Below are 23324 nucleotides of genomic sequence, written 5' to 3'. Positions count from 1 at the left end.
AAATGGCCGAAGTGGCGTTGGAAACCCAAGGCAGGACCCCCTTTCTGTGGGAAGGTGCCTATCCGCCGGGCGTATCGTGGGATGCACAGATCCCTGTGCGGTCCATGCCGGATATGCTGGCCCAGTCGGTGGCGCGTTATGGTAATCGCCCCTGTGTCGATTTCCTGGACAAGAAATACACCTATAGCGAAATCGGCGCCCTGGTGGATCGCTTCGCCAAGGGCCTGCAGGAAATGGGCTTGCAGCGGGGTCAGAAGGTTGGCCTGTTCCTGCCCAATACGCCTTACGCCGTCATCTGCTATTTCGGCATCCTGAAGGCCGGCGGCATCGTGGTGAATTTCAACCCGCTCTATGCCGAGCGGGAAATCTGCCACATGATCAATGACAGCGAGGCTGATTGGATGATCAGCCTTGATCTGAAAGTCACTTACGACAAGCTGGCCCGCATGTTCGGCCAGACGCGGCTGAAGAAGATCATCGTCGTGCCGATGGCCGGCGTGCTGCCCTTCCCGAAGAACCTGCTATTCCCCTTCGTGAAGAAGAAGGAGCTGGCAAATATTCCGCGCGATGACCGGCATGTCTGGTTCAAGCAGATCATCGCCAATGATGGCCGCCCCGCGCCGGTGACATTCGACCCGGTCAACGATGTCGCCGTGCTGCAATATACCGGTGGCACCACGGGCGTGCCAAAGGGCGCGATGCTGACCCACCATAATATCGCCGCCAATGCGCTGCAGGCGACCTTATGGTTCCGCGATGCCCGCGATGGTGAAGAGCGGATGCTGGGCGTATTGCCCCTGTTCCATGTCTTCGCCATGACCTGCGTGATGAACCTGACCCTGCTGAAGGGCGGGGAGATGATCCTGCTGCCCCGGTTTGAACTGGAGCAGGTGCTGCAGGTCATTGATAAGAAAAAGCCCACCCTGTTCCCGGCGGTACCGACCATCTATACCGCCATCAATAATTTCAAGGATGTGGCCAAGTACGACCTTTCCTCCATCAATATGTGTAATTCCGGCGGTGCGCCGCTGCCGGTGGAGGTGAAGGCGGAGTTTGAGCGGCTGACCGGTTGCTCTCTGGTGGAAGGGTACGGCCTGTCGGAATCCTCCCCCATCGCCACCATCAACCCGCCCCATGCCAGCCGTCCCGGTTCCATCGGCCTGCCGGTGCCGCAGACCCAGATCCGCATTGTCAGCCTGGAAGACCGGCGCACGGAAGTGGCGCGCGGGGAGCGGGGCGAGATCTGTATCATCGGCCCGCAGGTGATGAAGGGCTATTGGAAAAAGGAAAAGGAAACGGCGGAGACGCTGGATGGCGACATGCTCCATACCGGCGATGTCGGCTATATGGATGAAGAGGGCTATATTTTCATCGTCGACCGCATCAAGGATATGATCCTGGCCGGCGGCTACAATGTCTATCCGCGCAATGTGGAAGAGGCGCTGTACCAGCATCCTCAGGTGGCGGAATGTATTGTTCTGGGCGTGCCGGACCCCTATCGCGGCCAGACCGTGAAGGCCTATATCAAGGCACGCGATGGGGCTGAACTGACCACGGAAGAGCTGAAACGCTTCCTCGAAGACAAGCTGTCCACCATCGAACAGCCGAAAATGTATGAGTTCCGCGACGAATTGCCGAAGACCATGATCGGCAAACTGTCCCGCAAGGCGTTGCTGGATGAGTTGGAGGCCGAGCGTAAAAAGGCCGGCTGATTTATGAGTGCCAGTCAAACTGGGTGAAAGCAGAGGCGGCGAACGGCATTATGTTCGCCGCCTCTTTAATTCTGGGAGCGTTGCAGCAGCCGGTTCGCCAATGCCAGCCTCTCCGCCAGGGTGGTTGCCAGCAGCCGATGGACCAACAGGGCCAAATCGCTATCCTGCTGTTCCATTCGCCGTAAATCCGCACGGCCCAGGCGGAACAGGGTCGCCTGCTGCTCCACAATTACATCGGCAGTGCGGCTGCCCCCCAGATACAGGGTGATTTCGCCGACAATGGCCCCAGCCGTCATGGTGCGCAGGCGCAGCACCCGCCCATTGGGCAGGGTCACCTGCACCTTCACCCGGCCATCGCCAACCAGGAAAATATCGTCGGCGGCATCGCCGGCTTGGATCAGCCGCTCTCCCGCAGGCAGGATCAGCCGCTCCATACCGGATACAATATCCGGCAAGCGGGGATGGGGACCTAAAATCGCCTCCAGATGCCGCAAGACATCACCCGTCTCATGGAATTCTGCATCTTCTGCCAATATCTGTTCTTCACACCGTTCCAGCGCATGGTCCAGATCGGGGCTGGTGCAGCAGTCGGCGCCTGTGTTGAATGCGACACCGGCCCGGCAAAACAGGTCCTGCACGGAAGGGGGAAGATGGCAGAAAATCACCTGCACCCCCTCGGTCGCGGCCATATTACAGATCTTCACGAAGCCGGAACTGCCGGCGGAATCAACGCCACTGACACTGCGGAAATCCAGCAGCAGGAAACGTAAAGGCGGTTGGCCTGCCCCATGCAGTCGGGCGCGGACACAGCCGACCACTTGTTCCACGGTGCCAAAGAACAGATAGCCCTGCAGTTCAACAACCTGAATAAGGTGTCCCTGACTGTCCAACCGATGGAGGGCTGTGGCGGACCGATCCACGCTGCTGCGAATTTCCCGCCCGCTGGCGCTGCGCCGGATCACCGGCAGCCGGGCATAATTGTAAACAAAAGTGATTACTGATACGCCAAGCCCTACAGCCAGCCCGGCAAGGAAACCTGTGGCCATGATGGTGGCCAGAATAGCCAGCACGATCAGCCATTCCGCCAGCGGTAATTGCCGGCGGGACCGTACAGCCCAGTCATGCAGCAGTTCCACGCCGAGGAAGATCATCAGACCGGCGGCCAGGAATGTGGGCATGGATGCCGCCAGTTGTGGCGCCCAGATCATCCCCAGCAGAAGCACAATGGCTGTAGCAATACCGGCCCCGCGGCCTTTGGCCCCCATCCTTTCCGCCAGCAGGGTAATGCCCAGGCCGGTAAAGCCCGATGCGCCGCCGATACAGCCCGCCGCCAGATTGGCAACCCCGCTGGACCGCAACTCCGCATTGGCATCGATCTCGCGCCCAATCGCCACTTCCAGCCCGCTGGTATTCAGCAGCAATCCCATCATGCTGAGCAGGGCGGCGGAAAGAATGGCCGGCCCCGCCAACATCACCGCCGACCAGTCTGCTGCGGTGACAATCCAGAGCGGGGAGGGAAGTGCGATCCCACCCCCACCCGCCGGCATATCCGGCAGCCATTGCCAAGCCCGCGCCTGATCCGTGGATATGCCGCTGATGCTGATGGCTAGATAGAACAGGCCCCCGGCACCGATCAGCACCAGCGATGTCGTCATCGGGTTGGTTGAACGGCGCAGCGCCAACATCATCAGGCCAGCGAACAGGAAGGAAGGCAGCAACTTGCCCAGGATCAGCGGCTCGGCCAGACGGGTTACCATGGCGCCTAGCCCCTGTTCCCCCGTCACCATCATCAGGCCGCCATCAATCAGCAGCCAGCCCGATCCGGCCAGAAAACCGGCAACAACAGGATAGGGCAGGAAGCGGACCAGCGTTCCCAAACGCAGTCGGCCAAACAGCCAGAATAACCCACCAGTGGCAATGGTGCTGGTCCCCAGGATCGCAAAGGCCGTTGCCAGCCGCGTTTCTTCCGACCGGTCGGTCATGGACAGGGTGATGCCGGCGATGGCGGCGGCCAGGATGGCAATACTGGTTTCCTGCACCAGGGCGATGCTGTTGGGCTGCTGACTGCGCAGGGCGATCAACAAGGAGAGCAGGGCCCCGCCCAACAGGATGACACCGACGCCCATCCCCAAGCCGCCCGCCATGGCGCCAGGGAACATCAAGGCGGCGAAGGCAACGCCAGCGCCCAGATTATCAATACCGGCAATGATCCCCATCATGGCCGGCGCCAGAAGCTTCCGCATCGGCCTTATCGCTGGCTGATGGCCGGTTTGGCGGGTTTGACTGTGTCGGGTGGCGGAACCGTCGATTCACGTTTCACCAGCTTATGGGCCAGCAGCCTTTGTTCTGGCGCTTCCCGCCGGCCGCTGGTTGACCAGCGCGCGCGCATGGCACTGTCCAGCAGGCTGACCGCCGCCTTGCCCATGGCGGCGATGGGCTGACGGATGGTGGTCAAGGGCGGCCAGACAGTGGTTGCGATCAACGTATCATCGAATCCGGCAACCGTCAGATCACCCGGCACATCCAGCCGCATCCGGTGCGCGACGGAGATGGTGGCCGCCGCCATATCATCATTGGCGGCGAAAATGGCGGTTGGCCGGTTGGCATTGGACAGCAGCTTCTCCGCAGCTCCCAAGCCGGACGCATAATCAAACTGGCCCTGCTCCACCAGGATATTATCAGGGTCCAGGCCGGCATCCGTTACGGCGTCCATGAAGCCGCGCCGCCGCATCTCCGACGCGGACTGGTTGCGCGGGCCCTTGATGAAGCCCAGCCGGCGATGGCCCAGTGACAGCAGATGTTCTGTCATCTGCCGGGCGGCAAGGTAATTGTCGATCCGGATTGTGGGCAGCTTGGCGTTTGGTCGGCCCGGGGCGACGACGACGGCGATCACGTTCGCCTGTTCAAGCTGGTCCAGGATGGGCTTTGCCTCGCACAAGGGCGGCGGCAGGATGAAGGCATTGACTCCGCCGGCCAGCAGCCGGGTTACTGCCGCCTGGGCCTTCGCCGTGCCGGCGCAGCGTTCCACGATAAGCTGGTGGCCTTCGCGGCTGGTCTCATCCAACGCACCGACCAGCAATTCCGACAGATAAGCGCTGGAAGGGTTGGAATAGAGCAGGCCGATACGCAATGCGTCGGAACCGGCCAGACGCCGGGCAGCGGGGTTGGGAACGTAGTTCAGTTCCTTGATCGCGACTTCAACCAGGGCGCGGGTGGTCTCATGGACCTTTTCGTCCTTGTTGATCACCCGCGATACCGTCATGGAAGAGACCCCGGCGCGGGCCGCCACCTCACGGATGGTGACCGCCTGTGTACCGCGCCGCCTTTGTTTTTCCATCTTACGCCCCTGATCCCCTTTTATGATCTCTTTATCCGCTTTGTCGGGGGAAGGGCGCAACCTCTTCCATCTCTGGATCAGTTACGCCCTTCTATGATGGATCAATGGCGGGGCGGCAGAGTATCTCAGCCCTCCATATTCTCCAGTTCCCGGCCCTTGGTTTCATGCACCAGGGAGCGAACGAAGAAGAAGGAAATGGCCGCGAACAGGGCATAGAAACCATAGGCCCCCGTCAGGCCGATGCTGGTCAGCAGGATGGGGAAGGTCATGGTGATGCCGAAATTGGCTGTCCATTGGGCAAAGCCGCTGACTGCCAGGCCCGAACCCCGGATCTGGTTGGGGAACATTTCGCCCAGCATGACCCACATGACAGGGCCCCAGGAGAAATTGAACAGCACCACATAGGCATTGGCGGCGATCAGCGCGATCAGGCCGGCATTGTCAGACAGGTGCAGCTTGCCATCCACCAGCGAGCCGGAACCAAAGCAAAAGGCCATGATACCCAACGTCACCGCCATGCCGGCGGACCCGATGATCAGCAGCGGCTTGCGGCCCAGCTTGTCCACCAGCGCCATCGACGCCAGGCAGCCCATGATGGATAGGGTGCCGGACAGAATGTTGATGCGCAGTGCGTCATGCTCACTGAAGCCGACCGCCTGCCACAGCACCGCGCCGTAATAAAACACGACATTGATGCCGACGAGTTGCTGGAAAACGGCCAGACCGATACCAACCCAGACGATGGGGCGGACCTTGCCCGTCACCTTGTCCAGCAGGTCGGACAATTTCGGACGGTGATGGTCCTGGGCCAGACTGTCGCGGATTTCCACAACTTTCCGGGCGCCGGCTGCCGGGCCGAACAGCCGGGACAGCACAGCCTGCGCCTCTTCAATCCTGCCCTTCACCACCAGATAGCGCGGGCTTTCCGGGATGGTCAGCAAAGCTGCCAGGAACAGGCCGGCGGGCACGATCTGGGCCAGGAACATCCAGCGCCAGGCTTCATAGCCCAGCCAGAACGGTTCGGTTGAACCACCGGCAGCAGCAGCGATCAGGTAATTGCCCAGGAAGGCGCCGGTCAGGCCGGAAATAATCATGATCTGCTGGACCGAGGCCAGACGGCCACGGATGGAAGCGGGGGTGACCTCGCTGATATAGGCCGGGGCCAGAACCGAGGCCGCGCCAACGCCCAGACCGCCGATCAGACGCCCGAAGACGAAGATGGCGGAACTGTGGGCAAAGCCCGTGATAAGGGCGCTGAGGATGAACAGGCAGGCTGCGATCATCATCACCTTGCGCCGGCCCATGATATCGGCCAGCCGTGCAGCACCAAACGCACCGGCAGCACAGCCGAGCAGGATGGAGGCGACATTGAAGCCGGTATCGACACTGTCGGAGTTGAAGGCCTGCTTCAGCCCCTCCACCGTGCCATTGATAACGCCGCTATCATAGCCGAACATGAAACCGCCAATGGTCGCCACCGCCACAATGGCGGCGACAAATCCCATATTGGTCTGTTCCTCCCCGGAACCGCTCATCTCTGTCTCCTTGTTGGATTCTTTGTTTCCCGTAGCCTTGACAGTTTCCATCAAGCACCCGGTTCGTGAAAGGGCGAATAAGGCCGGCAGGTGACCCCGCCGCCGGCCTTTCCTGGCTCAATGGTTGTGTCGGGGCGTCTCATCCGCCACACCGCGATATTTCACGGCCATATCCAGGCAGCCACCGCTGTCCAACTGGCCGACATGGTCGCGATACAGTTCCTGCCAGGGGGTTTTGGAGGCAGGGATCGGCGGGGCGGGTTCATCAATGCGCCGGCGGTCCAGTTCAGCCTGATCCACCAGCATATCGCAACGGCCGATATTGATGTCCAGACGGATGATATCGCCGGTCCGCAGCAGGGAAAGCCCACCGCCGGCCGCTGATTCCGGGCTGGCATTCAGGATTGACGGGCTGTCCGACGTGCCGGACTGGCGGCCATCGCCGATGGTGGGCAGGCTGGTAATGCCGCGCTTCAGCAGGGCATCCGGCGGCTGCATATTCACCACTTCGGCTGAGCCGGGGAAGCCGAGCGGCCCGGCACCGCGCACCACCAGGATGCAGCGCTCATCGATATTCAGCGCCGGATCATTGATGCGCTCATGATAATCGTCCGGCCCGTCGAACACGATGGCGCGGCCCTCAAATACACCTTCCTTGCCCGGCTCGCTGAGATAGCGGCGGCGGAACTCGTCGGAGATGACGGAGGTCTTCATGATGGCGAAATCGAACAGATTGCCCTGAAGTACCAGGAAACCGGCCCGGTCGATCAAGGGCTTGTCGCAGGTGAAAATCACCTCGCGGTCGGTCGTTTCCCGGCCCTGGATATTCTCACCGATGCTTTTGCCGGTAACGGTTTGACAGCTTGTGTCGATCTTGCCGGTTGCCGCCAGTTCACAGAGAACGGCGGGCACGCCGCCGGCACGATGGAATCGCTCGCCCAGATATTTGCCGGCGGGCTGCATATTGACGATCAGTGGCACATCATAGCCGTAGCGGCGCCAATCCTCGTGCGTGATCTCGATCCCGGCATGCCGGGCCATGGCGACGATATGCGGCTGGGCATTAGTGGACCCGCCGATGGCAGCCGTTGCGACAATGGCATTGATGAAGGAGGCGCGGGTGAGGATTTTTGACGGGCGCAAATCCTCATACGCCATCTGCACGATACGCTCGCCCGTCGCATAGGCCATCTGCCCACGCTCCCGGTACGGTGCCGGGATGGCGGCACAGCCGGGCAGGGACAGGCCCAGCACTTCGGCGACGGCATTCATCGTGCTGGCCGTGCCCATCGTGTTGCAATGGCCGGCAGAAGGCGCCGAGGCGGCGGCAAGGTCCAGGAACTGTTCCTCGTCGATCTGGCCGGCGGCCAGACGGCGGCGGCCCTTCCAGATCACCGTGCCCGACCCGACCAGTTCCCCCTCGAACCAGCCATCCAGCATCGGCCCGCCAGACAGAACAATGGCCGGGATATCGACGGTAGACGCGGCCATGACACAGGCCGGCGTGGTCTTGTCGCAGCCGGTGGTCAGCACCACGGCGTCGATCGGGTAGCCGTGCAGCACCTCCACCAGGCCCAGATAGGCAAGGTTGCGGTCCAGCGCCGCCGTCGGGCGGCGGCAATTCTCGAAGATCGGATGGACGGGAAATTCAAACGGGATACCGCCGGCATCGCGGATGCCGTCGCGGACGCGCTTTGCCAGTTCCACATGGATGCGGTTGCAGGGCGACAGGTCGCTGCCGGTCTGGGCGATGCCGATGATCGGCTTCCCGGACCGCAGTTCCTTCGGCGTCAGCCCGTAATTCATGAAGCGCTCCAGATAGAGCGCCGTCATATCGACGCGCCCTGGCGCGTCAAACCATTCACGGGACCGGAACCGGCGGGGCTTCATCTCACTCATGCGCGCACCCGATAGGAGGGCAGGCCCGCAACCGGGCTGCGGAAGGTGAACAGGCCGCCGCCCAGCGGCTGGGCGGCGCGCTCGGCATCGCTCAAGCCTTTGGCGGCGGTGGTGGCATAGACAGTACGCAAATCATCCCCGCCAAAGGCCAGCTTGGTGACATTGGCGACGGGGAAGGGCACCTTGCCCAGCAGCGTTCCATCCGGGGCATAACGGCGGATGCCCCAGCCCGCAAACAGGGCAATCCAGACACAACCTTCACTGTCCACGGCCATACCGTCGGGATACCCGGCGCCATCCTCAATCCGGGCGAACAGGCGTTTATCGGCGATGCTGCCATCCGCCGCCAGCCGATAGGCCCAGGTGCTGCGATCCAGCGTATCGGTATGGTAAAGCGTGGTGCCATCCGGGCTATGGGCCGGGCCGTTGGTGATGATGATGCCATCTTCCAGCCGTGCCGGATCGTCCTCACCATCCCAGCGGTAAAGCGCGCCAGTGGAGCTTTCCTCTGCATCATCCATGGAACCGAACCAGAGCCGGCCTTGCGGATCGGCAAATCCGTCATTCATCCGGTTACCGGAACGATCTGCCTCCACCGTGCGAAGCAGGGTAAAAGAACCTGTTTCGGGATCAAAATGATGGAGCCCGTGCGGCATGCCCACCACCAATCCACCACTGGTGCGGGGCAGGGCGAAACCGGGTTGGCCCGGCGCGTCCCAGCTTTCACGGCTGTTTGTAACCGGGTCATAACGGTGGATGCGGCAGCCTTTGATGTCAGTGAACCAGACACAGCCCGCCGGCGCATCCCAACAGGCACCTTCACCCAGCGTGGCACCAACATCCCACAGGCATTCGGGGGCGATATCCGACAGCGCGCTCATCGCCAGCCTGCATCGACGAAGTAATTGTGCCCCGTGCAGAGGCGGGCATCGTCAGAGGCCAGGAACAGGGCCATGGCGGCAATATCCTTCGGCTCCACCCGGTATTTCAGGCATTGCTGGCCCAGCATGCGCGCCTCTTCCTCCGGATTGTGCCAGAGCCGCATCTGGCGCGGCGTCTTCACGCCGCCGGGCACAATGCAAGTGACGCGGATATTATCCGCACCCAGATCCCGCGCCATGGCGCGGGTCATGCCCTCGATCCCGGCTTTGGCGGTCTGGTAAAGCGCGATATCCGGCAAGGCCAGATGCCAGGAAATGGAGCCGAGATTGATGATGGCGCCGCCGCCATTGGCCTTCATGGACGGGATCACGGCCTGGGCCGCGAAATAAAGATGGCGCAGATTGACGGCCATCCGGTTGTCCCAATATTCCGGCGTCACGTCCTCAACCACATGCCGGTCATCATTGGCGGCATTATTGACCAGGATATCGACGCCGCCTTCCAGTTCGATGATCTTGTCGATGGTCGCGCGCAGGGCATTCAGATCGGTCAGGTCGCAATGGTGATAGGTGGGGAGCGTCCCCGTGGTGCCTTTCAGCGTCGCGAGCAACTCGGCCGCATCGGCATCGGCGATATCAATCAGATGCACCTTCGCCCCCTGGCGGACGAAGGCTTCGACGAAACCGGCACCGATACCGGACCCGCCGCCGGTGATCAGCACCCGCTTGTCCTTCAGGCTGGGATAAATGGCGTGGCTCATGTTCGGATCACTATTCGCTAAGGGCTGTATGAAAGGGGGGATCGCAGAAAAAGGCAGCGGTCAGATCAAGCCGCGACGCGCCAGATTGCGCATCAGGTCCGACAGGCCGAAATTCCAGGCTGGCGCCTCATCACAGCCGACAACCTTGTTGGTCAAGGTCCCCAGGCGCGGGCTGGTGATGGTCACAATGTCACCCTTCTTGTGGGTGAAGCCCTGACCGGGCGCATCGCGATCTTCAATCGGGGCGAACAGCGTGCCCATGAACAGGGCGAACCCATCTGGGTATTGGTGATGCTTGCCAATGGTCTGACCCACCAGATCCAGCGGATCACGGCTGATCAACGCCATGTTGGACCGGCCATTCAGGACAAAACCGTCCTCGCCCGTGACTGTCAGCCCCACTTCGGCATTGCGGACATCATCCAGGCTGAACGTGGCATCGAACAGGCGGATGAAGGGGCCCAGCGCGGTGGAGGCATTATTGTCCTTGGCCTTGGACAGCAGCAGCGCCGAACGCCCTTCAAAGTCACGAAGATTGACATCATTACCCAGCGTGGCGCCATGGACGCGGCCCCGCCCGTCACAGACCAGGGCCACTTCCGGTTCCGGATTGTTCCAGGCACTGTCGGAACGCACGCCGATATAAGCGCCCCAGCCTACGGCCGACAGGGTCGGGCCTTTGGTGAAGATTTCCGCATCCGGCCCGATCGCCACTTCCAGATATTGCGACCAGAGCCCGTCCGCCATCAGGGCCTGTTTCAATAAGGCAGCCTGTTCCGATCCCGGCTTCACGGCACGCAGATCGGTGCCGATCCGCTCGGACAGGGTGGCGCGAATCTCGTTTGCTTTGGCCGCATCGCCACGCGCCCGTTCCTCAATCACCCGTTCCAGGGCGGAGACCGCGAAGGTGACGCCAGCCGCCTTGATACAATGCAGATCAATGGGGGAGAGCAGGCGGGGCAGGCCGTCCCGTTTATCCGCAGCCCATTGCAGATCCACGCTGACAGCTTCCACCGGCCCCAGATCGCGACCACCTTCGGGCAAGGTGCCCGGCGTCAATTGGTTCAACAGATCGGAAATCGTGGGCGCCACAGCCGACAGATCAAACAGACGGCCATCATGGATCAGGACCGGCGTCGGACCATCCCCGAAATCCATACGGCCCAGGAAAGCGCCCTGGCGCCAATCATCGGGCAGGAAAGCGGGCGGGGCGGGGGTTTCGGTGGCGGTGGTCTGCACGTTCGGCATCTCCCAGGGGGTATTTTGTTCAGCGTAATATCACGAATTTGATAGCGGTAACAGGAGATGTTTTGTTTGAAAAGATATGTTTTGCACACAACGCCTCCGATCAGCCTGGCATCCATCCCTCATTCCAGACAGGTGGGTTAAGTATGGGAAGGATATATCGCCCACAGGAACCCGCAAAAAAGACCATCTTTATTGCTGCATTGCACAAATCAGTGATTTTGATGTTATGGTAGCCCTAACATTTTTATTGACTGTTCGGTTGTTTATCCGTTTAATGATTTTGTCGATGGTTTTCCGAAGATCGAGCTGACCTTCGACTTGAACTTCTCTGCAGTGTTTTACCCATGGCGGTTCACTTTTAACCGCCATGATGGCGATGTCGGTCATTTTCCCAACTGATCCGCATCGCCCATTCCCCAAGGGAAACTGCCGCCACCGGTTTGCGCCGGTGGCGATTTTTTGTCTGGTGGACGGCGTTGGGTGACGGTTCTATCCTTTGCCCTATGATACAGCGCCTCCTTCTCCCCATTCTGCTTGGCCTTGGTGCCATGATGTCGCCTGCGGTCGTTGCCGCTGATCCCGCTGCCATGGCCTTGACGCCGGCGCCGGGAGAGGCGGAACCAATTGGCAGCTATGCCAATGGCTGTATCCGGGGGGCACAGGCCTTGCCGGCGGAAGGACCGGGCTTCCAGGTGATGAACCTGTCGCGTCGGCGTAATTTCGGCCATCCCGATCTCTTGAATTATCTCAGTAGCCTTGCCACCAGCGTCCAATCAGAAGGGTTGGGGCGGATCGCGATTGGTGATCTTGGCATGGTGCGCGGTGGGCGCATGGTGACCGGCCATGCCAGCCATCAATCCGGCCTGGATGCTGATATCTGGTTTGTACTGGACCTGCCCGATCTGCCCCATGCGGCGCGGGAGCGGGAAGATTTCGCCACCATGGTCAATCCCACCACCCGGCGCGTGTATCCTGACCGCTTCGGCCCGGCCCAGGTGCGGCTGGTGAAGCTGGCCGCGCAGGACCAACGGGTGACGCGAATCTTCGTCAACCCCGCCATCAAGCTGGCTTTATGTCAGGCAGAGGGGCAGGGCGATCGGGAATGGTTGCGCAAGGTGCGCCCCTGGTTCGGCCATGCTGCCCATCTCCATGTCCGTCTGGCCTGTCCGGCGGATGCGCCCGCCTGCATCCCGCAAGAGGCACCGCCACCGGGCGATGGTTGTGACGCCGAGTTGATGAGTTGGTTCGATCCGCCACCACCCGCCAGCAACCAGCCCCCGCCGGCACCACCCCCGCCGCCTGCGGCCTGTCTGGCGCTTTTTGCGGAGTGACCAAGGCGCGCCCCGGCGGGCAGGGCGCGCAAATTGTCATCTCCCCTTAATGAAAATGACATGAGGGCGGCTTAACCCACACAGGTCTTTCCGTTAAGTGGGTATCATGTGATGCGCAAAATCGTGACGCTTGCCTTCTGTGGCCTGGCAACCTCCCTCATTGCATTGTCGATAGTGCCCGCCCAGGCCGCCGCGACGAAGGCCGCAGCGCCAGCACCCGGCGGACGTTATGCGCCGAAGGGCTGGGCTGATCGGATTGTCCTGGCGCCGGGGGCCAATGCCGCGACCGAGATGGGCGTTGCCTGGCGCACCGATACACGCCAGACGGAAGCCGTGGCCGAAATCGTACAGGATATTGACGGCCCCCTGCTGGCCCATGGTGCCCGCCGCGTGACAGGCACGACGGAGACGGTGACGGCGGAAAATGGTGCGGCGCATCACCATCATGTCACCTTTACCGGCCTGTCGCCGGCCACCCGCTATGTCTATCGCGTCAAGGGCGTGGATGGGTGGAGCGAGTGGGTCCCCTTCACCACGGCCGCCAGCCAGCCGGCACCATTCCGCTTCGTTTATTTCGGCGACACCCAGGACGATATTCTGGAGATCGGTTCCCGCGTGATCCGGTCCGCTTTCCAGGCCGCCGGCCCTGTGGCGCTGGCCGTCCATGCCGGGGATCAGGTCTCCCAGCGGGAGAAGAAGGCCCATGATGATGAATATGGGGAATGGGCGGAAGCCGGGGGACCCGCTTTCCGGATGATCCCGCAGCTTGTCGCCGCCGGTAACCATGAATATCAGGATGCTACCACGCCGGACGGCAAGGAAAGCCGGGTCCTCAGCACCTTGTGGGCGCATTATACCCTGCCCGGCAACGGCGCGCCGTCGGTGAAGCGCACGACCTATTTCGTGGATTATCAGGATGTGCGTTTCGTCGTGCTGGACGGCACATCCGCCATTGATCTGGGGACGCTGGAGGATCAGACGCGCTGGCTGGAACAGACCCTGGCCGCCAGCAAGGCGCGCTGGAACATCATCGTCATGCATCAGCCCGCCTATACCTGCGCCCGCCCGGACGATATCGAACCGGTGAAAAGCACCTGGACGCCGATCTTCAGCAAATACAAGGTCGATCTGGTGCTGCAAGGCCATGATCATTGCTATAGCCGCATCTCCCATCCCGACGGGGCGGCTGCTTCCCATGCCGCCACCAAGGCCGGAAGCCCCATTGGTCCTGTCTATATGGTTTCCGTCGTCGGTTCCAAAATGTATGGGCTGAACGACCGTGCCAGCACCCAGCCGGTTCGGGTGGCAGAAAATACCGAGCTTTACCAGATGGTTGATGTCAGTGCCGATCGTCTGGCCGTGCGGGCTTATACCGCCACCGGCAACCTCTATGATGCGTTTGCCATCGTGCGCGGCCAGGATGGGCGCAATCGGTTGGAGGAGAGCCGCGAGCCGCTGCTGCCGACGCGGAAATGCGATGGCAAGAACGGTCCGGACAACCGGCCCTGTTCGGCGCGCGGCAAATAAGGGCAGGGGTCAGGAGGGCAGGCTATTCGCCGCCAATTGGCGGAAGTCTGCCACTTGATCCGCAATCCATTCAGTGTCCCTTCCCAATTCGGCAGCCAGGATGGTGGCGACCGCCGGTGCAGCCTCCGCCGCTGCCCTGGCATCCAGCAGCAGGGCGCGGGTCCGGCGGGACAATACATCTTCCACCGTCCGGGCCATCAGGTGCCGTGCCGCATAGGCGGCCTCCCCCAGCGCATAAGGCAGGTTGGGGTGCATTGGCTGCGCCCAACCGGGCTGTTCGGCCAGAACGGCGCGCACGGCGTCTGCGTCCGCGCCATAAGCGCCCAGGGGATCGGCGGGATCGGCCTTATCCACCCAGCCATGCAGGTGCAGCGGTTGGGTCGGGCAGGGGACGGATGCCAGACCGGCAATGGCAGCGGCGGCATCCACCGTCTGTTCCGCCATTTCCCGATATGTTGTCCACTTGCCGCCCGTAATAGTGACCAGCCCGCTTTCCGCGATCAGCAGCGTATGGTCGCGCGCCAGTGCTGCGGTCGCCTGTTCATCGCTGCTGCGCACCAGCGGCCTTATACCGGTGAAGATGGACAGGATATCGGCCCTCACCGGCGCCCGACGCAGATAATGGGCGGCATGGGCCAGCAGAAAGTCGATTTCCTGTTCCTGGGCCTTGGGCTCCAGGCTGGCGACGTCAATCGCCGTATCCGTGGTGCCCACCAGCGTGCGCCCCAGCCAGGGCAGGATGAACAGCACGCGGCCATCCCTGGTTTTCGGGATCAGGATGGCATCGTCGCCCGCCAGGAAAGACCGGTCCAGCACCAGATGCACGCCCTGGGACAGGGACAAGCCATCCGGTTGGTCTGGCCGGTCCATATGGCGAATATCGTCAGTGAAAATGCCGGTGGCATTGATCACGGCGCGGGCTTGGATTTCATAGGTGCGCCCACTTTCCATATCGGTGGCATGGGCGCCTTTCACCTTGCCGTCCCGCTTCACCAGACCGGTCACCCGCAGATAGTTCAGCAGGGTGGCGCCTTGGGCGGCTGCACTTTGGGCGATGGCCAGCGCCAGCCGGCTATCATCGAACTGCCCATCATAATAAAGGATGCCCCCGCACAGCCCCTGGTCATTGATGGTGGGCAGGCGCTGCTTGACCGCCGCCTTGGACAGAAGGCGGGACCGGCCCAACCCCAGCCGCCCGGCCAGCAGATCGTATGCCAGCAGCCCCACGCCATAGAAACCCAGTTCCCACCAGCGATAGCAGGGAACGATGAAGCCCTGGCGGTGCGTGACCTGCGGCGCATTGCCCAGCAGGCGCCCCCGCTCATGCAGGGCATGGCGCACCAGATGGATATTGCCCTGCGCCAGATAGCGCACCCCGCCATGGACCAGCTTGGTAGAGCGGGAGGAGGTACCCTTGGCGAAATCATGCCCCTCCAGCAGCAGGGTACGATAGCCGCGTGCCGCTGCATCCAGGGCAATCCCCAACCCGGTGGCGCCGCCGCCAATCACCAGCAGGTCCCATTCCGCTGTCTTTTCCAGCCGGTCCAGCCCGGTGGCGCGATCCAGCAGCTTCATGCTTTCATCCCGTGCGGTTCTTTCCATCAATCCAGCGCCCAGCCGCGTGCCTGTTCCAGCGCACGGGTCCAGCGTTGGTAAAGCCGGTCACGTTCGGCTGGCGCCATGCTAGGTTCAAACCGTTTGGCAAGCTTCCAGGTGCTGCGGATTTCCGCCCGGCTTTGCCAGAAGCCGGTGGCCAGCCCAGCCAGATAAGCGGCGCCCAGCGCCGTCGTCTCCGCGATCTGCGGCACCTCTACCGGGACATCCAGCAGATCGGCCTGGAACTGCATCAGAAAATCATTGCCCACCGCCCCACCATCGGCCCGCAGCTCCGTCAGGGCGATGCCGGTCTGGGCCTCAATCGCGCGCACGACATCGCGGGTCTGATAGGCCATGGCCTCCAAGGCGGCGCGGGCCAGATGGGCCCGACTGGTGCCGCGCGTCAGCCCGGCAATCATGCCGCGGGCATATGGATCCCAGTGCGGGGCCCCCAGGCCGGTCAGGGCAGGGACGAAATAGACGCCATCATTATCGGAAAGCGAACGGGCCAGCGCCTCTGTTTCCGCTGCCGAGGCGATCAGCCCCAGCCCGTCGCGCAGCCATTGCACGGCCGCACCGGTCACAAAGATCGCGCCTTCCAGCGCATGTTCCAGCGGCTGATCCCCAATCCGCCAGGCCACGGTCGACAAAAGCGGCCCCGGATCGCGCAGGGTCTGTGTCCCCGTATGCATCAGCAGGAAGGAGCCGGTGCCATAGGTATTCTTCGCCAGACCCGGCCCGTGGCAGGCTTGGCCGAACAAAGCCGCCTGCTGATCCCCCGCCACCCCGGCGATGGGAATGCCGGCAACGCCTAAAAAGCCCGATTCCACTGTATAACCCAGGATGCCGGAAGAACTGGCGATTTGGGGCAGGGCACAGGCCGGCACGCCCATCATCGCCAACAACGTATCATCCCAGCAGCCAGTATGGATATCGAAGAGCTGGGTGCGGGCGGCGTTGGATGGATCGGTCACATGAAGGGCGCCGCCGGTCAGGTTCCAGATCAGCCAGCTATCAATGGTGCCGAACAGGATGTCTCCCTTTTCCGCGCCCTCGCGCAGGCCAGGCACATTCTCCAGCAGCCAGCGCATTTTTGTGGCGGAAAAATAGGGATCGACGACAAGCCCCGTCTTTTCCCGGATCATGGCGGTAATGGCGGGGTCTGCGCGCAACGTATCGCAAAAGGCCGCCGTGCGCCGGTCCTGCCAAACAATGGCGCGGTGAACCGGCTGTCCCGTGTGGCGATTCCAGGCCATCACGGTTTCGCGCTGGTTGGTAATGCCGATGGCCCGGAGTGATTCTGGCCGCAGCTTGGCGGCGCGCAGGGCCTGGGCCACTGTTTCCAGCGTTACCCGCCAGATTTCCAGCCCATCATGTTCCACCCAGCCGGCCTGCGGATAATATTGGGGGAATTCCGCATAGGCGCGACCGGCAATATGGGTTTCCCGGTCGAAGATGATGACGGTTGTGCCGGTCGTGCCCTGGTCGATGGCCAGGATATGATCGCTCATGCCTGCAATCCCTTGCGGATTTTCCCCGTCCCGGATGATTACCGGTGATGGGGGAGAGCTTACCCGCTGGCCCGACAGGCATGACAGGGGAATTTTCCGTCCCGGCGGTCTCAATCCCGGTCAGCCAGCCATCAACCCCAGATGCTCAATGAGGATCATAGTCCCAAGACCGATCAGGGCAACGCCCCCCAAAATTTCTACCACACTGCCAAAGCGCACCCCGACCATGCGACCGATCATCATACCGGTGGTGGCCATGATGAAGGTGGCGAAACCGATGGAAAGGGCGATGACCAGGATATCAACCTCCAGGAAGGCAAGGCCAACACCAACGGCAGCGGCATCAATGCTGGTACCCACGGCAGTGGCGATCAGGGCCAGGATGCCGCGTTTTCCACTTGGCTGGTCCTCTTCCTCTTCTCCCCGGGTGGCGGCTTCCCACACCATACGGCCCCCGACAATGACCAGCAGGCAGAAGGCGATCCAGTGATCGACCTCTTCCACCAGATCGGCGGCGATCAAGCCCAGGGACCAACCAACCAGTGGCGTAATCGCTTCAATAATCCCGAAGACAAGGCCGCCTTTAACGGCGGCAGCGAATTTGGGTTTTTGCACCGCGCCACGCCCGATGGCAGCGGCGAAGGCATCAGCGGACATGCTGAGCGACAGGATGGCGATGGATGCGGGGGTCATCACAAATATCCGCCGGACACACAAAAACAGCGCCCTCACACGTCCGGCCGGTACGGACGATGAAGCACGCTGGTCTTGCTAGGCAGATCACAAGAACTGCTGACCGTGCCATGTCCCTTGAAGCCATAAGAGACAAGTATGTTGACACGATCCCGGTCAGGCGCCGGAAGCTACTCCCCAACGGGCGGCTGGATAAACCGGATGCTGCGCTGCGTCAAGTAAGGAATATAGGTTTTAAATCCCCATGATTTTTCCTGCAACTCTTTCTGGAAGCGAAGGTGCAAGACCAGGCAGATCCTGTCCTGAAGCATCATGCGAAGGAAAGTTCCCGCATCCCCTTGCCCGGATGAGGGCAAGATTGTATCCGTCACAATTATTTACCGGCCGCATCGGCCGACAGGACGCATCGGAAAGGGGCGGATCGGCCCATGAGATCATCGCAGGGGATGTCCCGGCAGGACGCCCGCACCTTGTCGCTGGCGGCCCTTGGGGGTGCGCTGGAATTTTATGATTTCATTATTTTCGTCTATTTCGCCACGGTTGTCGGTGCGCTGTTCTTTCCGCCTGAACTGCCGGATTGGATGAAGCAGCTTCAGACCTTCGGGGTGTTCGCAGCGGGGTATCTGGCACGACCGCTGGGTGGGATTGTCATGGCCCATTTCGGTGACCGGCTGGGTCGCAAGCGCATGTTCACCTTTTCCATCCTGCTGATGGCGCTCTCCACCCTGGGGATGGGCATGCTGCCCACCTATGCCAATATCGGTCTGGCGGCGCCGATATTGCTGCTTCTGCTGCGCGTTCTACAGGGTGCGGCGATTGGCGGCGAGGTGCCGGGCGCCTGGGTCTTCGTGTCCGAACATGTCCCGGCCAACCGGATCGGTCTGGCTTGCGGCACGGTTACGGCCGGCTTGACCCTGGGCATCCTGCTGGGCTCCCTGATGGCGACCGGCCTGAACCTGATCTTCACCCCACAGGAAGTGCTGGATTGGGCATGGCGCATCCCGTTCCTGGCCGGCGGAATATTCGGCCTGTTCTCGGTTTATCTGCGGCGCTGGCTGGAGGAGACACCCGTCTTCCGCTCCCTGCAGCAACGTAAGGAATTATCAGCCGAATTGCCATTACGCATCGTGGCGCGCGACCATCGGGCAGCAATTATCCTGTCCATGGTGCTGACGGGGCTTTTGTCGGCGGGGATCATCGTCATTGTCTTGATGACCCCTTCCATCCTGCAAAAGTTCTATGGATTTACCGCCGCCGTGGCCCTGCAGGCAAACAGCGTGGCGACCCTGTTCCTGACAATCGGCTGTGTGTTGGCGGGCTATAGTATCGACCGGCTGGGAGGCGGGCGCTTCTTCGCGCTGGCCAGCCCGCTGCTGGGCGGAACCGCCTTTTTGCTTTTCACGGGCGTAGCGGCAGACCCTTCCTGGCTCTACCCATTGTCGGCATTGTCCGGGTTGAGCGTGGGCATTGTCGGTGCGGTGCCCTTCGTGATGGTCCAGGCATTTCCGGCTGCCATCCGCTTCACGGGCCTGTCCTTCTCCTACAATGTCGCTTATGCGGTGTTCGGCGGCCTGACCCCGATCGCCGTGACGCTGCTGCTGCAGCTCAGCCCCTTGGCGCCAGCATATTATGTCATGGCGTTCAGTGCGGCCGGATTTGGGGTGGGGCTGTACCTCCTCGGCCGCAAGCATCACGAGGCCCGGGCAGGGGGGCAGGATTGATCAGCGATAATCCTGCAGCTTGGTTACCCGCAGGCCGCGTACCCCGTGACGTTCCACCATGTTCTGCCAGGAGGAAAATTCCTCCTGTGACAGGTTATACCGTCGGCAGGCTTCCTCGGCACTCAACAGGCCAGCACGGACGCCTGCCACCACCTCTGCCTTGCGGCGCATAACCCAGCGCTGGGTATCAGCAGGCGGAAGGTCGGCCAGGGTCATCTTTGCCGGCTTTGGGCGGTTGCGGCCTGTGGTGGGTTCCGGCTGGCGGCTCGCGCTGGCAGGAAAGGACGTCATGATCGGAAGGCGCTCCCATACGATAAGATTACCTCTATCGTTAAGGGCCTGCCGTTAAAAAGTGATGAAGGACCAACCGGTCATTTGATCGACAACACATTCCCCATGGTGATGGGAAGATTGCCGATCATGAGGTAGGGCTCGCTTGCCGTCAGATCGACGCCCGTCACCTTGCCGAAAGCCAGCACAACGCTGTTCAGCTTTTCACCATTCGCATCGGTCGCCTTGACGTTGGCAACATAAGTGCCGTCCTCCACCTTCTTGCCGGCGTCGTCCGTCCCGTCCCATTTCAATTCATGCGTCCCGGCTGACTTTGGCAGGGCCAGAGTGCGGATAACCTTGTTGGTTTTGGCATCGGTGATTTCCACCACAGCTTCGGTTGGTGCCATGTCCAGCGACACGGTCATCTCGGCACTGCCATCCTGAAGCGGGATACCGTTGCTTTGAATTTCCACTGTTTTGCCCAGGTAACCCAGCGCCTGGTTGGGCTGCCCGTTATTCACCGACGCAATCAGGTCATCCAGCTTCTTGTTGGATGATATCTGCTGTTCGACCTGGGAGAACTGGACGAGCTGATTGGTGAACTCCGCCGAATCCTGCGGCTGGAGAGGGTCCTGGTTCTTCAACTGGGCCGTCAGCAGCCGCAGGAAGGTTTCGTAATTCTGCGACAGATCAGCAAGGGAATTGATAGACCCGGTGCCGCTGCCCGTCTGGGTATTGCTGGTGTTGGAGATACCGGAAACAGACATGGCTGTGACCTTCCCTGTTATACGCCTGATCAGATCCGAACATCCACCCGTCCCGGTTCCAGAACCGGTCTATAGGCAGCACTTGCCGGGGTCTCATCTTCTGGCTGAACAGAAGCAGTTTTCGTGCCAGAGCGACCTTCTTCCTGCTGGCGATCATTGCCGCGCTGGGCCTGGTCGCCCGGATCGCGCAGAGAGAAGGACAAACCGCCCTGATCCATTTCCAATCCGGCTTCCTGCAAGGACCGCTCCAGCGACTTCGAATCTTTTTGCAGAAGCTCTAGTGTCTGGGCGCTATCGGCAGTTACCTTGGCCCGGAGCTTGCCTTCCGACCCAAAATCAAGCTGAACGTCAATCCGCCCCAGATCCAGCGGGCGAAGTTGGATGGAAAGCCGGTCTTGTCCTTCCTGGACGGCGCGCTGCACCTGGACCGCTATCTGATGCGGCGGCGGAGGTGGGGCGCCAGCTCGCCCTGTGCCAGTACTCTGGCGCAGATGCTGGGCGAAATCCGTCCCCTGTACCTTGGTATCCCCCAGCGCCTGTCCGCTGGTTGCGGCCAGATCACCGCCATTGCCGGTCGTCAGCGCGGCGTCGGGATGGCTGTCGGCGGACAATTCACTGCCAGAGCCACCCGAAGTGGCGGCCACCGCGCGGGAGAGAAGATTGTCGGCAACCGACGGCGTGCGGACCATAGACACCATGTCAGGGGCAGGACGCGGCGCCTGGAACGGGGTCACCATCTGCCCGGCAATTTGTGCCGCTCCATCCTCGGCATTTGTGGCCTCACGGCCTATATGTTTGGGGGCCAGCATCCGCTTGTTGGTTTCATCCTCACTCGGCTGGACTGCGTCCTGGGCTGAGAAATCTTCAGCCGCGGCTACGCTGTCAGCAGCACTATCATCCGCTTTGGCAGCTGTGCTTGGCACATTCGCGGCCCTGGCAGCCGGCCCATGACCGGGAAGGGGGGCTGGTTTGACCGGCATTTCCGATGGCGTAGTAGAGGCAGCGGGGGCTGTCGGATCGTCTGGCGGCGCCACTTCAGTGCTTTCCGACGGCACGGTTCCAATTCCAGCCGATACCATTTCAATGCCTTTTGAAGGCACGGTTCCAGTCCCGGCCTTTTTTTCCACTGCCACCTGGGGGGCAAGGCCCGCTTGCGGCTGGGGAGCAGGAGAGGGAGCGGCTGGTGTCGCCACGTTGGCCATGGGACCATTAGCGTTCTGCTTTTCAACAGGCGCTCCTTTAGCAGCCGGATGGTCGGCTATCTGCGCGGTCCCGTCCACTTTTACGGCGTCCCCGGCCGCAACCATTGTCTGGCGCGGCGGAGTTTCCACCGTCACGGCTGTCGCTCCACCTTGTTTGGCGGACACATCGGCCGCCATGGTCGCGGCGGTCATAAGGGTGTCAGACTTGGTAACGGCAACAGCATCCGACGCTATATCCGTACCCGCCTGCGCATTCAAAGCCAGGGTGGAGACGGCCTGCATCGCCTGCGCCTTGACATCACTGACCGGCACCATGCCCGCAGGCAAGGTTATGGCACCCGGTTGTCCGCGTCCTGTGGCACCGTTCCACTCAGCGGCTGGCGTTTCCCCGGCTGTCCGGCCACTGCTTCCGGGAAAATCGCGGATAATCGGCATTGGCGGCATCATGCTGCCGGCCTGCCCCCCTTGCGGCCCTTCTCCCGCCAGGGGGAGGGCAAGGGGGATCACCGGGGCGGGCCGGCTGGGTGCCATCGTCGGGGTAGACGGCGTAGCCATTGTTCCGGCTGTGGGCAGATCTTCATTCATGCCCAGGGACATCGCCAAGGAGGATGCCTCCGTCGCATCCCCACCCGAAGGAAGCCCGAACCGCGTCAGGGGTGCGGCTTCAACGGGCATGGCAACGGCTTCAGGGAGGGGAGCGGCGACTATGGCCGCATCATCACTGTCCGGACCCGCCGCTTCACCGGTCGCGCCTTCGGCGTTCCCTTCGCCATCATCACTCAGAGCTCCGGCCAGATTGCCCGTCTGGCCCATCATGGTCGATAATTCGTCGAGAAAGGCAGCGACTTCAGAGGTCAGGGCCGGTGTTCCCGCCTGTTCTGTCTGCGGCAGCAGATTGATGCCCATCAGGCCCCAACGCTGTTCCCGCCCGCCCATCTGTGCCTTGTCCTGTCGGGCACCATCCCCGCCGGCCTTGGCAGCGGTGCGGCCAGCATCCAGGGTCAGGAAATTGGTCAGCAGCCGGTCGAATTTCTCGCCGGCCTCGCCTCCCTCCATCTCCGCCAGGAGAGGCAAACCCTTGGTCGCACCGTTACCGGCCTGTGTCGCCCCATTTCGCTGGGAGAGGAGGTTTGCAATGTCCATGGCGGGAAATCCTGCACTTGAAGCCTGTCCGGCTGATGCATCGTCCGTGCCAAGAAAAGCGCATGATTTTCCGGGGATTTCTGTCCATTGGCCCTGTTGCAGTTCCTGCCCCCTGGCAGTTCCTGCCGTCACCCCGGCAAGCCTTGCCGGGGTGACGGCAGAAGGGGCGGAAAGCAAAAGGCGCGAC

General features: G+C 61.8%; 18 protein-coding genes and 1 riboswitch. Of the genes, 4 read left to right on the top strand and 14 right to left on the bottom strand.

The features are described 5' to 3' along the window. Positions 1-2 precede the first annotated feature (2 nt). The gene (locus G473_RS0111000) at positions 3-1712 is read left to right on the top strand and encodes a long-chain-fatty-acid--CoA ligase (RefSeq protein WP_051330157.1); all 1710 of its coding nucleotides are present in this window, start codon (positions 3-5) and stop codon (positions 1710-1712) included. A gap of 65 nt (positions 1713-1777) precedes the next feature. Here G473_RS0111000 and G473_RS0110995 read toward each other — a convergent pair whose 3' ends face one another. From G473_RS0110995 to G473_RS30290, 8 genes are all read right to left on the bottom strand, one after another. After that, on the bottom strand, positions 1778-3955 hold the full coding sequence (locus G473_RS0110995; RefSeq protein ID WP_029013138.1) for a SulP family inorganic anion transporter: 2178 nt from the start codon (positions 3953-3955) through the stop codon (positions 1778-1780). A 5-nt stretch (positions 3956-3960) separates the two neighbouring features. Then, entirely contained in the window at positions 3961-5049 is a 1089-nt protein-coding gene (locus G473_RS26390; RefSeq protein ID WP_051330156.1) for a LacI family DNA-binding transcriptional regulator, read from the bottom strand. A gap of 125 nt (positions 5050-5174) precedes the next feature. Further along, a complete protein-coding gene (locus G473_RS0110985) occupies positions 5175-6635 on the bottom strand; it encodes a sugar porter family MFS transporter (protein WP_084437968.1) in 1461 nt (486 codons plus the stop codon). 66 nt (positions 6636-6701) lie between these two features. After that, positions 6702-8483, bottom strand: a complete 1782-nt coding sequence (locus G473_RS0110980; protein ID WP_029013136.1) for an IlvD/Edd family dehydratase — start codon at positions 8481-8483, stop codon at positions 6702-6704. Continuing rightward, complete coding sequence (locus G473_RS0110975) at positions 8480-9364, bottom strand: SMP-30/gluconolactonase/LRE family protein (protein ID WP_035706721.1); 885 nt, start codon at positions 9362-9364, stop codon at positions 8480-8482. The genes G473_RS0110980 and G473_RS0110975 overlap by 4 nt, the downstream gene beginning before the upstream one ends. Beyond that, on the bottom strand, positions 9361-10125 hold the full coding sequence (xylB, locus tag G473_RS0110970; RefSeq protein WP_029013134.1) for a D-xylose 1-dehydrogenase: 765 nt from the start codon (positions 10123-10125) through the stop codon (positions 9361-9363). Before xylB ends, G473_RS0110975 begins: the two co-directional genes overlap by 4 nt. A 60-nt stretch (positions 10126-10185) precedes the next feature. Beyond that, entirely contained in the window at positions 10186-11364 is a 1179-nt protein-coding gene (locus G473_RS0110965) for a fumarylacetoacetate hydrolase family protein (protein ID WP_245580041.1), read from the bottom strand. Positions 11365-11562: 198 nt separating this feature from the next. Next, the gene (locus G473_RS30290; protein ID WP_154667367.1) at positions 11563-11760 is read right to left on the bottom strand and encodes a hypothetical protein; all 198 of its coding nucleotides are present in this window, start codon (positions 11758-11760) and stop codon (positions 11563-11565) included. A gap of 161 nt (positions 11761-11921) precedes the next feature. Between G473_RS30290 and mepA the strand changes: the two genes are divergently transcribed. Then, positions 11922-12704, top strand: coding sequence for a penicillin-insensitive murein endopeptidase (gene mepA / locus G473_RS0110960; protein ID WP_035706865.1), 783 nt, complete (start codon positions 11922-11924; stop codon positions 12702-12704). A gap of 111 nt (positions 12705-12815) precedes the next feature. Then, complete coding sequence (locus G473_RS0110955) at positions 12816-14231, top strand: purple acid phosphatase family protein (RefSeq protein WP_051330153.1); 1416 nt, start codon at positions 12816-12818, stop codon at positions 14229-14231. A 9-nt stretch (positions 14232-14240) separates the two neighbouring features. Here the strand turns inward: G473_RS0110955 and G473_RS0110950 are convergent, their stop codons facing one another. The 3 genes from G473_RS0110950 to G473_RS0110940 form a co-directional block, all read right to left on the bottom strand. Then, positions 14241-15806 (bottom strand): glycerol-3-phosphate dehydrogenase/oxidase, encoded by a 1566-nt coding sequence (locus tag G473_RS0110950; RefSeq protein ID WP_051330213.1) that lies wholly within the window; start codon positions 15804-15806, stop codon positions 14241-14243. A 26-nt stretch (positions 15807-15832) separates the two neighbouring features. Continuing rightward, the gene (glpK, locus tag G473_RS0110945; protein ID WP_029013129.1) at positions 15833-17338 is read right to left on the bottom strand and encodes a glycerol kinase GlpK; all 1506 of its coding nucleotides are present in this window, start codon (positions 17336-17338) and stop codon (positions 15833-15835) included. A gap of 120 nt (positions 17339-17458) precedes the next feature. Beyond that, entirely contained in the window at positions 17459-18031 is a 573-nt protein-coding gene (locus tag G473_RS0110940; RefSeq protein WP_029013128.1) for a manganese efflux pump MntP, read from the bottom strand. Between the two features lie 4 nt (positions 18032-18035). After that, positions 18036-18222: riboswitch (yybP-ykoY riboswitch) on the bottom strand. Positions 18223-18459: 237 nt separating this feature from the next. On the opposite strand from G473_RS0110940, the gene G473_RS0110930 reads away from it, so the two are divergent. Next, positions 18460-19752: an MFS transporter gene (locus G473_RS0110930; protein ID WP_029013127.1), complete on the top strand. Its 1293-nt coding sequence runs from the start codon at positions 18460-18462 to the stop codon at positions 19750-19752. Here G473_RS0110930 and sciP read toward each other — a convergent pair whose 3' ends face one another. The 3 genes from sciP to G473_RS0110915 form a co-directional block, all read right to left on the bottom strand. Next, positions 19753-20043, bottom strand: coding sequence for a CtrA inhibitor SciP (gene sciP / locus G473_RS26385; RefSeq protein WP_281169917.1), 291 nt, complete (start codon positions 20041-20043; stop codon positions 19753-19755). 80 nt (positions 20044-20123) lie between these two features. Next, complete coding sequence (locus G473_RS26380; RefSeq protein WP_051330152.1) at positions 20124-20792, bottom strand: flagellar hook assembly protein FlgD; 669 nt, start codon at positions 20790-20792, stop codon at positions 20124-20126. 29 nt (positions 20793-20821) lie between these two features. After that, positions 20822-23137, bottom strand: coding sequence for a flagellar hook-length control protein FliK (locus tag G473_RS0110915; RefSeq protein ID WP_029013126.1), 2316 nt, complete (start codon positions 23135-23137; stop codon positions 20822-20824). Positions 23138-23324: the final 187 nt, after the last annotated feature.

The organism is Niveispirillum irakense DSM 11586 (genome assembly GCF_000429645.1).
Classification (GTDB): Bacteria; Pseudomonadota; Alphaproteobacteria; order Azospirillales; family Azospirillaceae; genus Niveispirillum; species Niveispirillum irakense.
This window is presented reverse-complemented; position numbering and strand designations above follow the sequence as displayed.

What these genes read in the sequence shown, in the direction of transcription:
- G473_RS0111000 (WP_051330157.1), top strand. Translation starts at nt 3, where the DNA reads ATGGCCGAAGTGGCGTTGGAAACCCAAGGCAGGACCCCCTTTCTGTGG.
- G473_RS0110995 (WP_029013138.1), bottom strand. Translation starts at nt 3,955, where the DNA reads ATGCGGAAGCTTCTGGCGCCGGCCATGATGGGGATCATTGCCGGTATT.
- G473_RS26390 (WP_051330156.1), bottom strand. Translation starts at nt 5,049, where the DNA reads ATGGAAAAACAAAGGCGGCGCGGTACACAGGCGGTCACCATCCGTGAG.
- G473_RS0110985 (WP_084437968.1), bottom strand. Translation starts at nt 6,635, where the DNA reads ATGGAAACTGTCAAGGCTACGGGAAACAAAGAATCCAACAAGGAGACA.
- G473_RS0110980 (WP_029013136.1), bottom strand. Translation starts at nt 8,483, where the DNA reads ATGAGTGAGATGAAGCCCCGCCGGTTCCGGTCCCGTGAATGGTTTGAC.
- G473_RS0110975 (WP_035706721.1), bottom strand. Translation starts at nt 9,364, where the DNA reads ATGAGCGCGCTGTCGGATATCGCCCCCGAATGCCTGTGGGATGTTGGT.
- xylB (WP_029013134.1), bottom strand. Translation starts at nt 10,125, where the DNA reads ATGAGCCACGCCATTTATCCCAGCCTGAAGGACAAGCGGGTGCTGATC.
- G473_RS30290 (WP_154667367.1), bottom strand. Translation starts at nt 11,760, where the DNA reads ATGACCGACATCGCCATCATGGCGGTTAAAAGTGAACCGCCATGGGTA.
- mepA (WP_035706865.1), top strand. Translation starts at nt 11,922, where the DNA reads ATGATGTCGCCTGCGGTCGTTGCCGCTGATCCCGCTGCCATGGCCTTG.
- G473_RS0110955 (WP_051330153.1), top strand. Translation starts at nt 12,816, where the DNA reads ATGCGCAAAATCGTGACGCTTGCCTTCTGTGGCCTGGCAACCTCCCTC.
- G473_RS0110950 (WP_051330213.1), bottom strand. Translation starts at nt 15,806, where the DNA reads ATGAAGCTGCTGGATCGCGCCACCGGGCTGGACCGGCTGGAAAAGACA.
- glpK (WP_029013129.1), bottom strand. Translation starts at nt 17,338, where the DNA reads ATGAGCGATCATATCCTGGCCATCGACCAGGGCACGACCGGCACAACC.
- G473_RS0110940 (WP_029013128.1), bottom strand. Translation starts at nt 18,031, where the DNA reads ATGACCCCCGCATCCATCGCCATCCTGTCGCTCAGCATGTCCGCTGAT.
- G473_RS0110930 (WP_029013127.1), top strand. Translation starts at nt 18,460, where the DNA reads ATGAGATCATCGCAGGGGATGTCCCGGCAGGACGCCCGCACCTTGTCG.
- sciP (WP_281169917.1), bottom strand. Translation starts at nt 20,043, where the DNA reads ATGACGTCCTTTCCTGCCAGCGCGAGCCGCCAGCCGGAACCCACCACA.
- G473_RS26380 (WP_051330152.1), bottom strand. Translation starts at nt 20,792, where the DNA reads ATGTCTGTTTCCGGTATCTCCAACACCAGCAATACCCAGACGGGCAGC.
- G473_RS0110915 (WP_029013126.1), bottom strand. Translation starts at nt 23,137, where the DNA reads ATGGACATTGCAAACCTCCTCTCCCAGCGAAATGGGGCGACACAGGCC.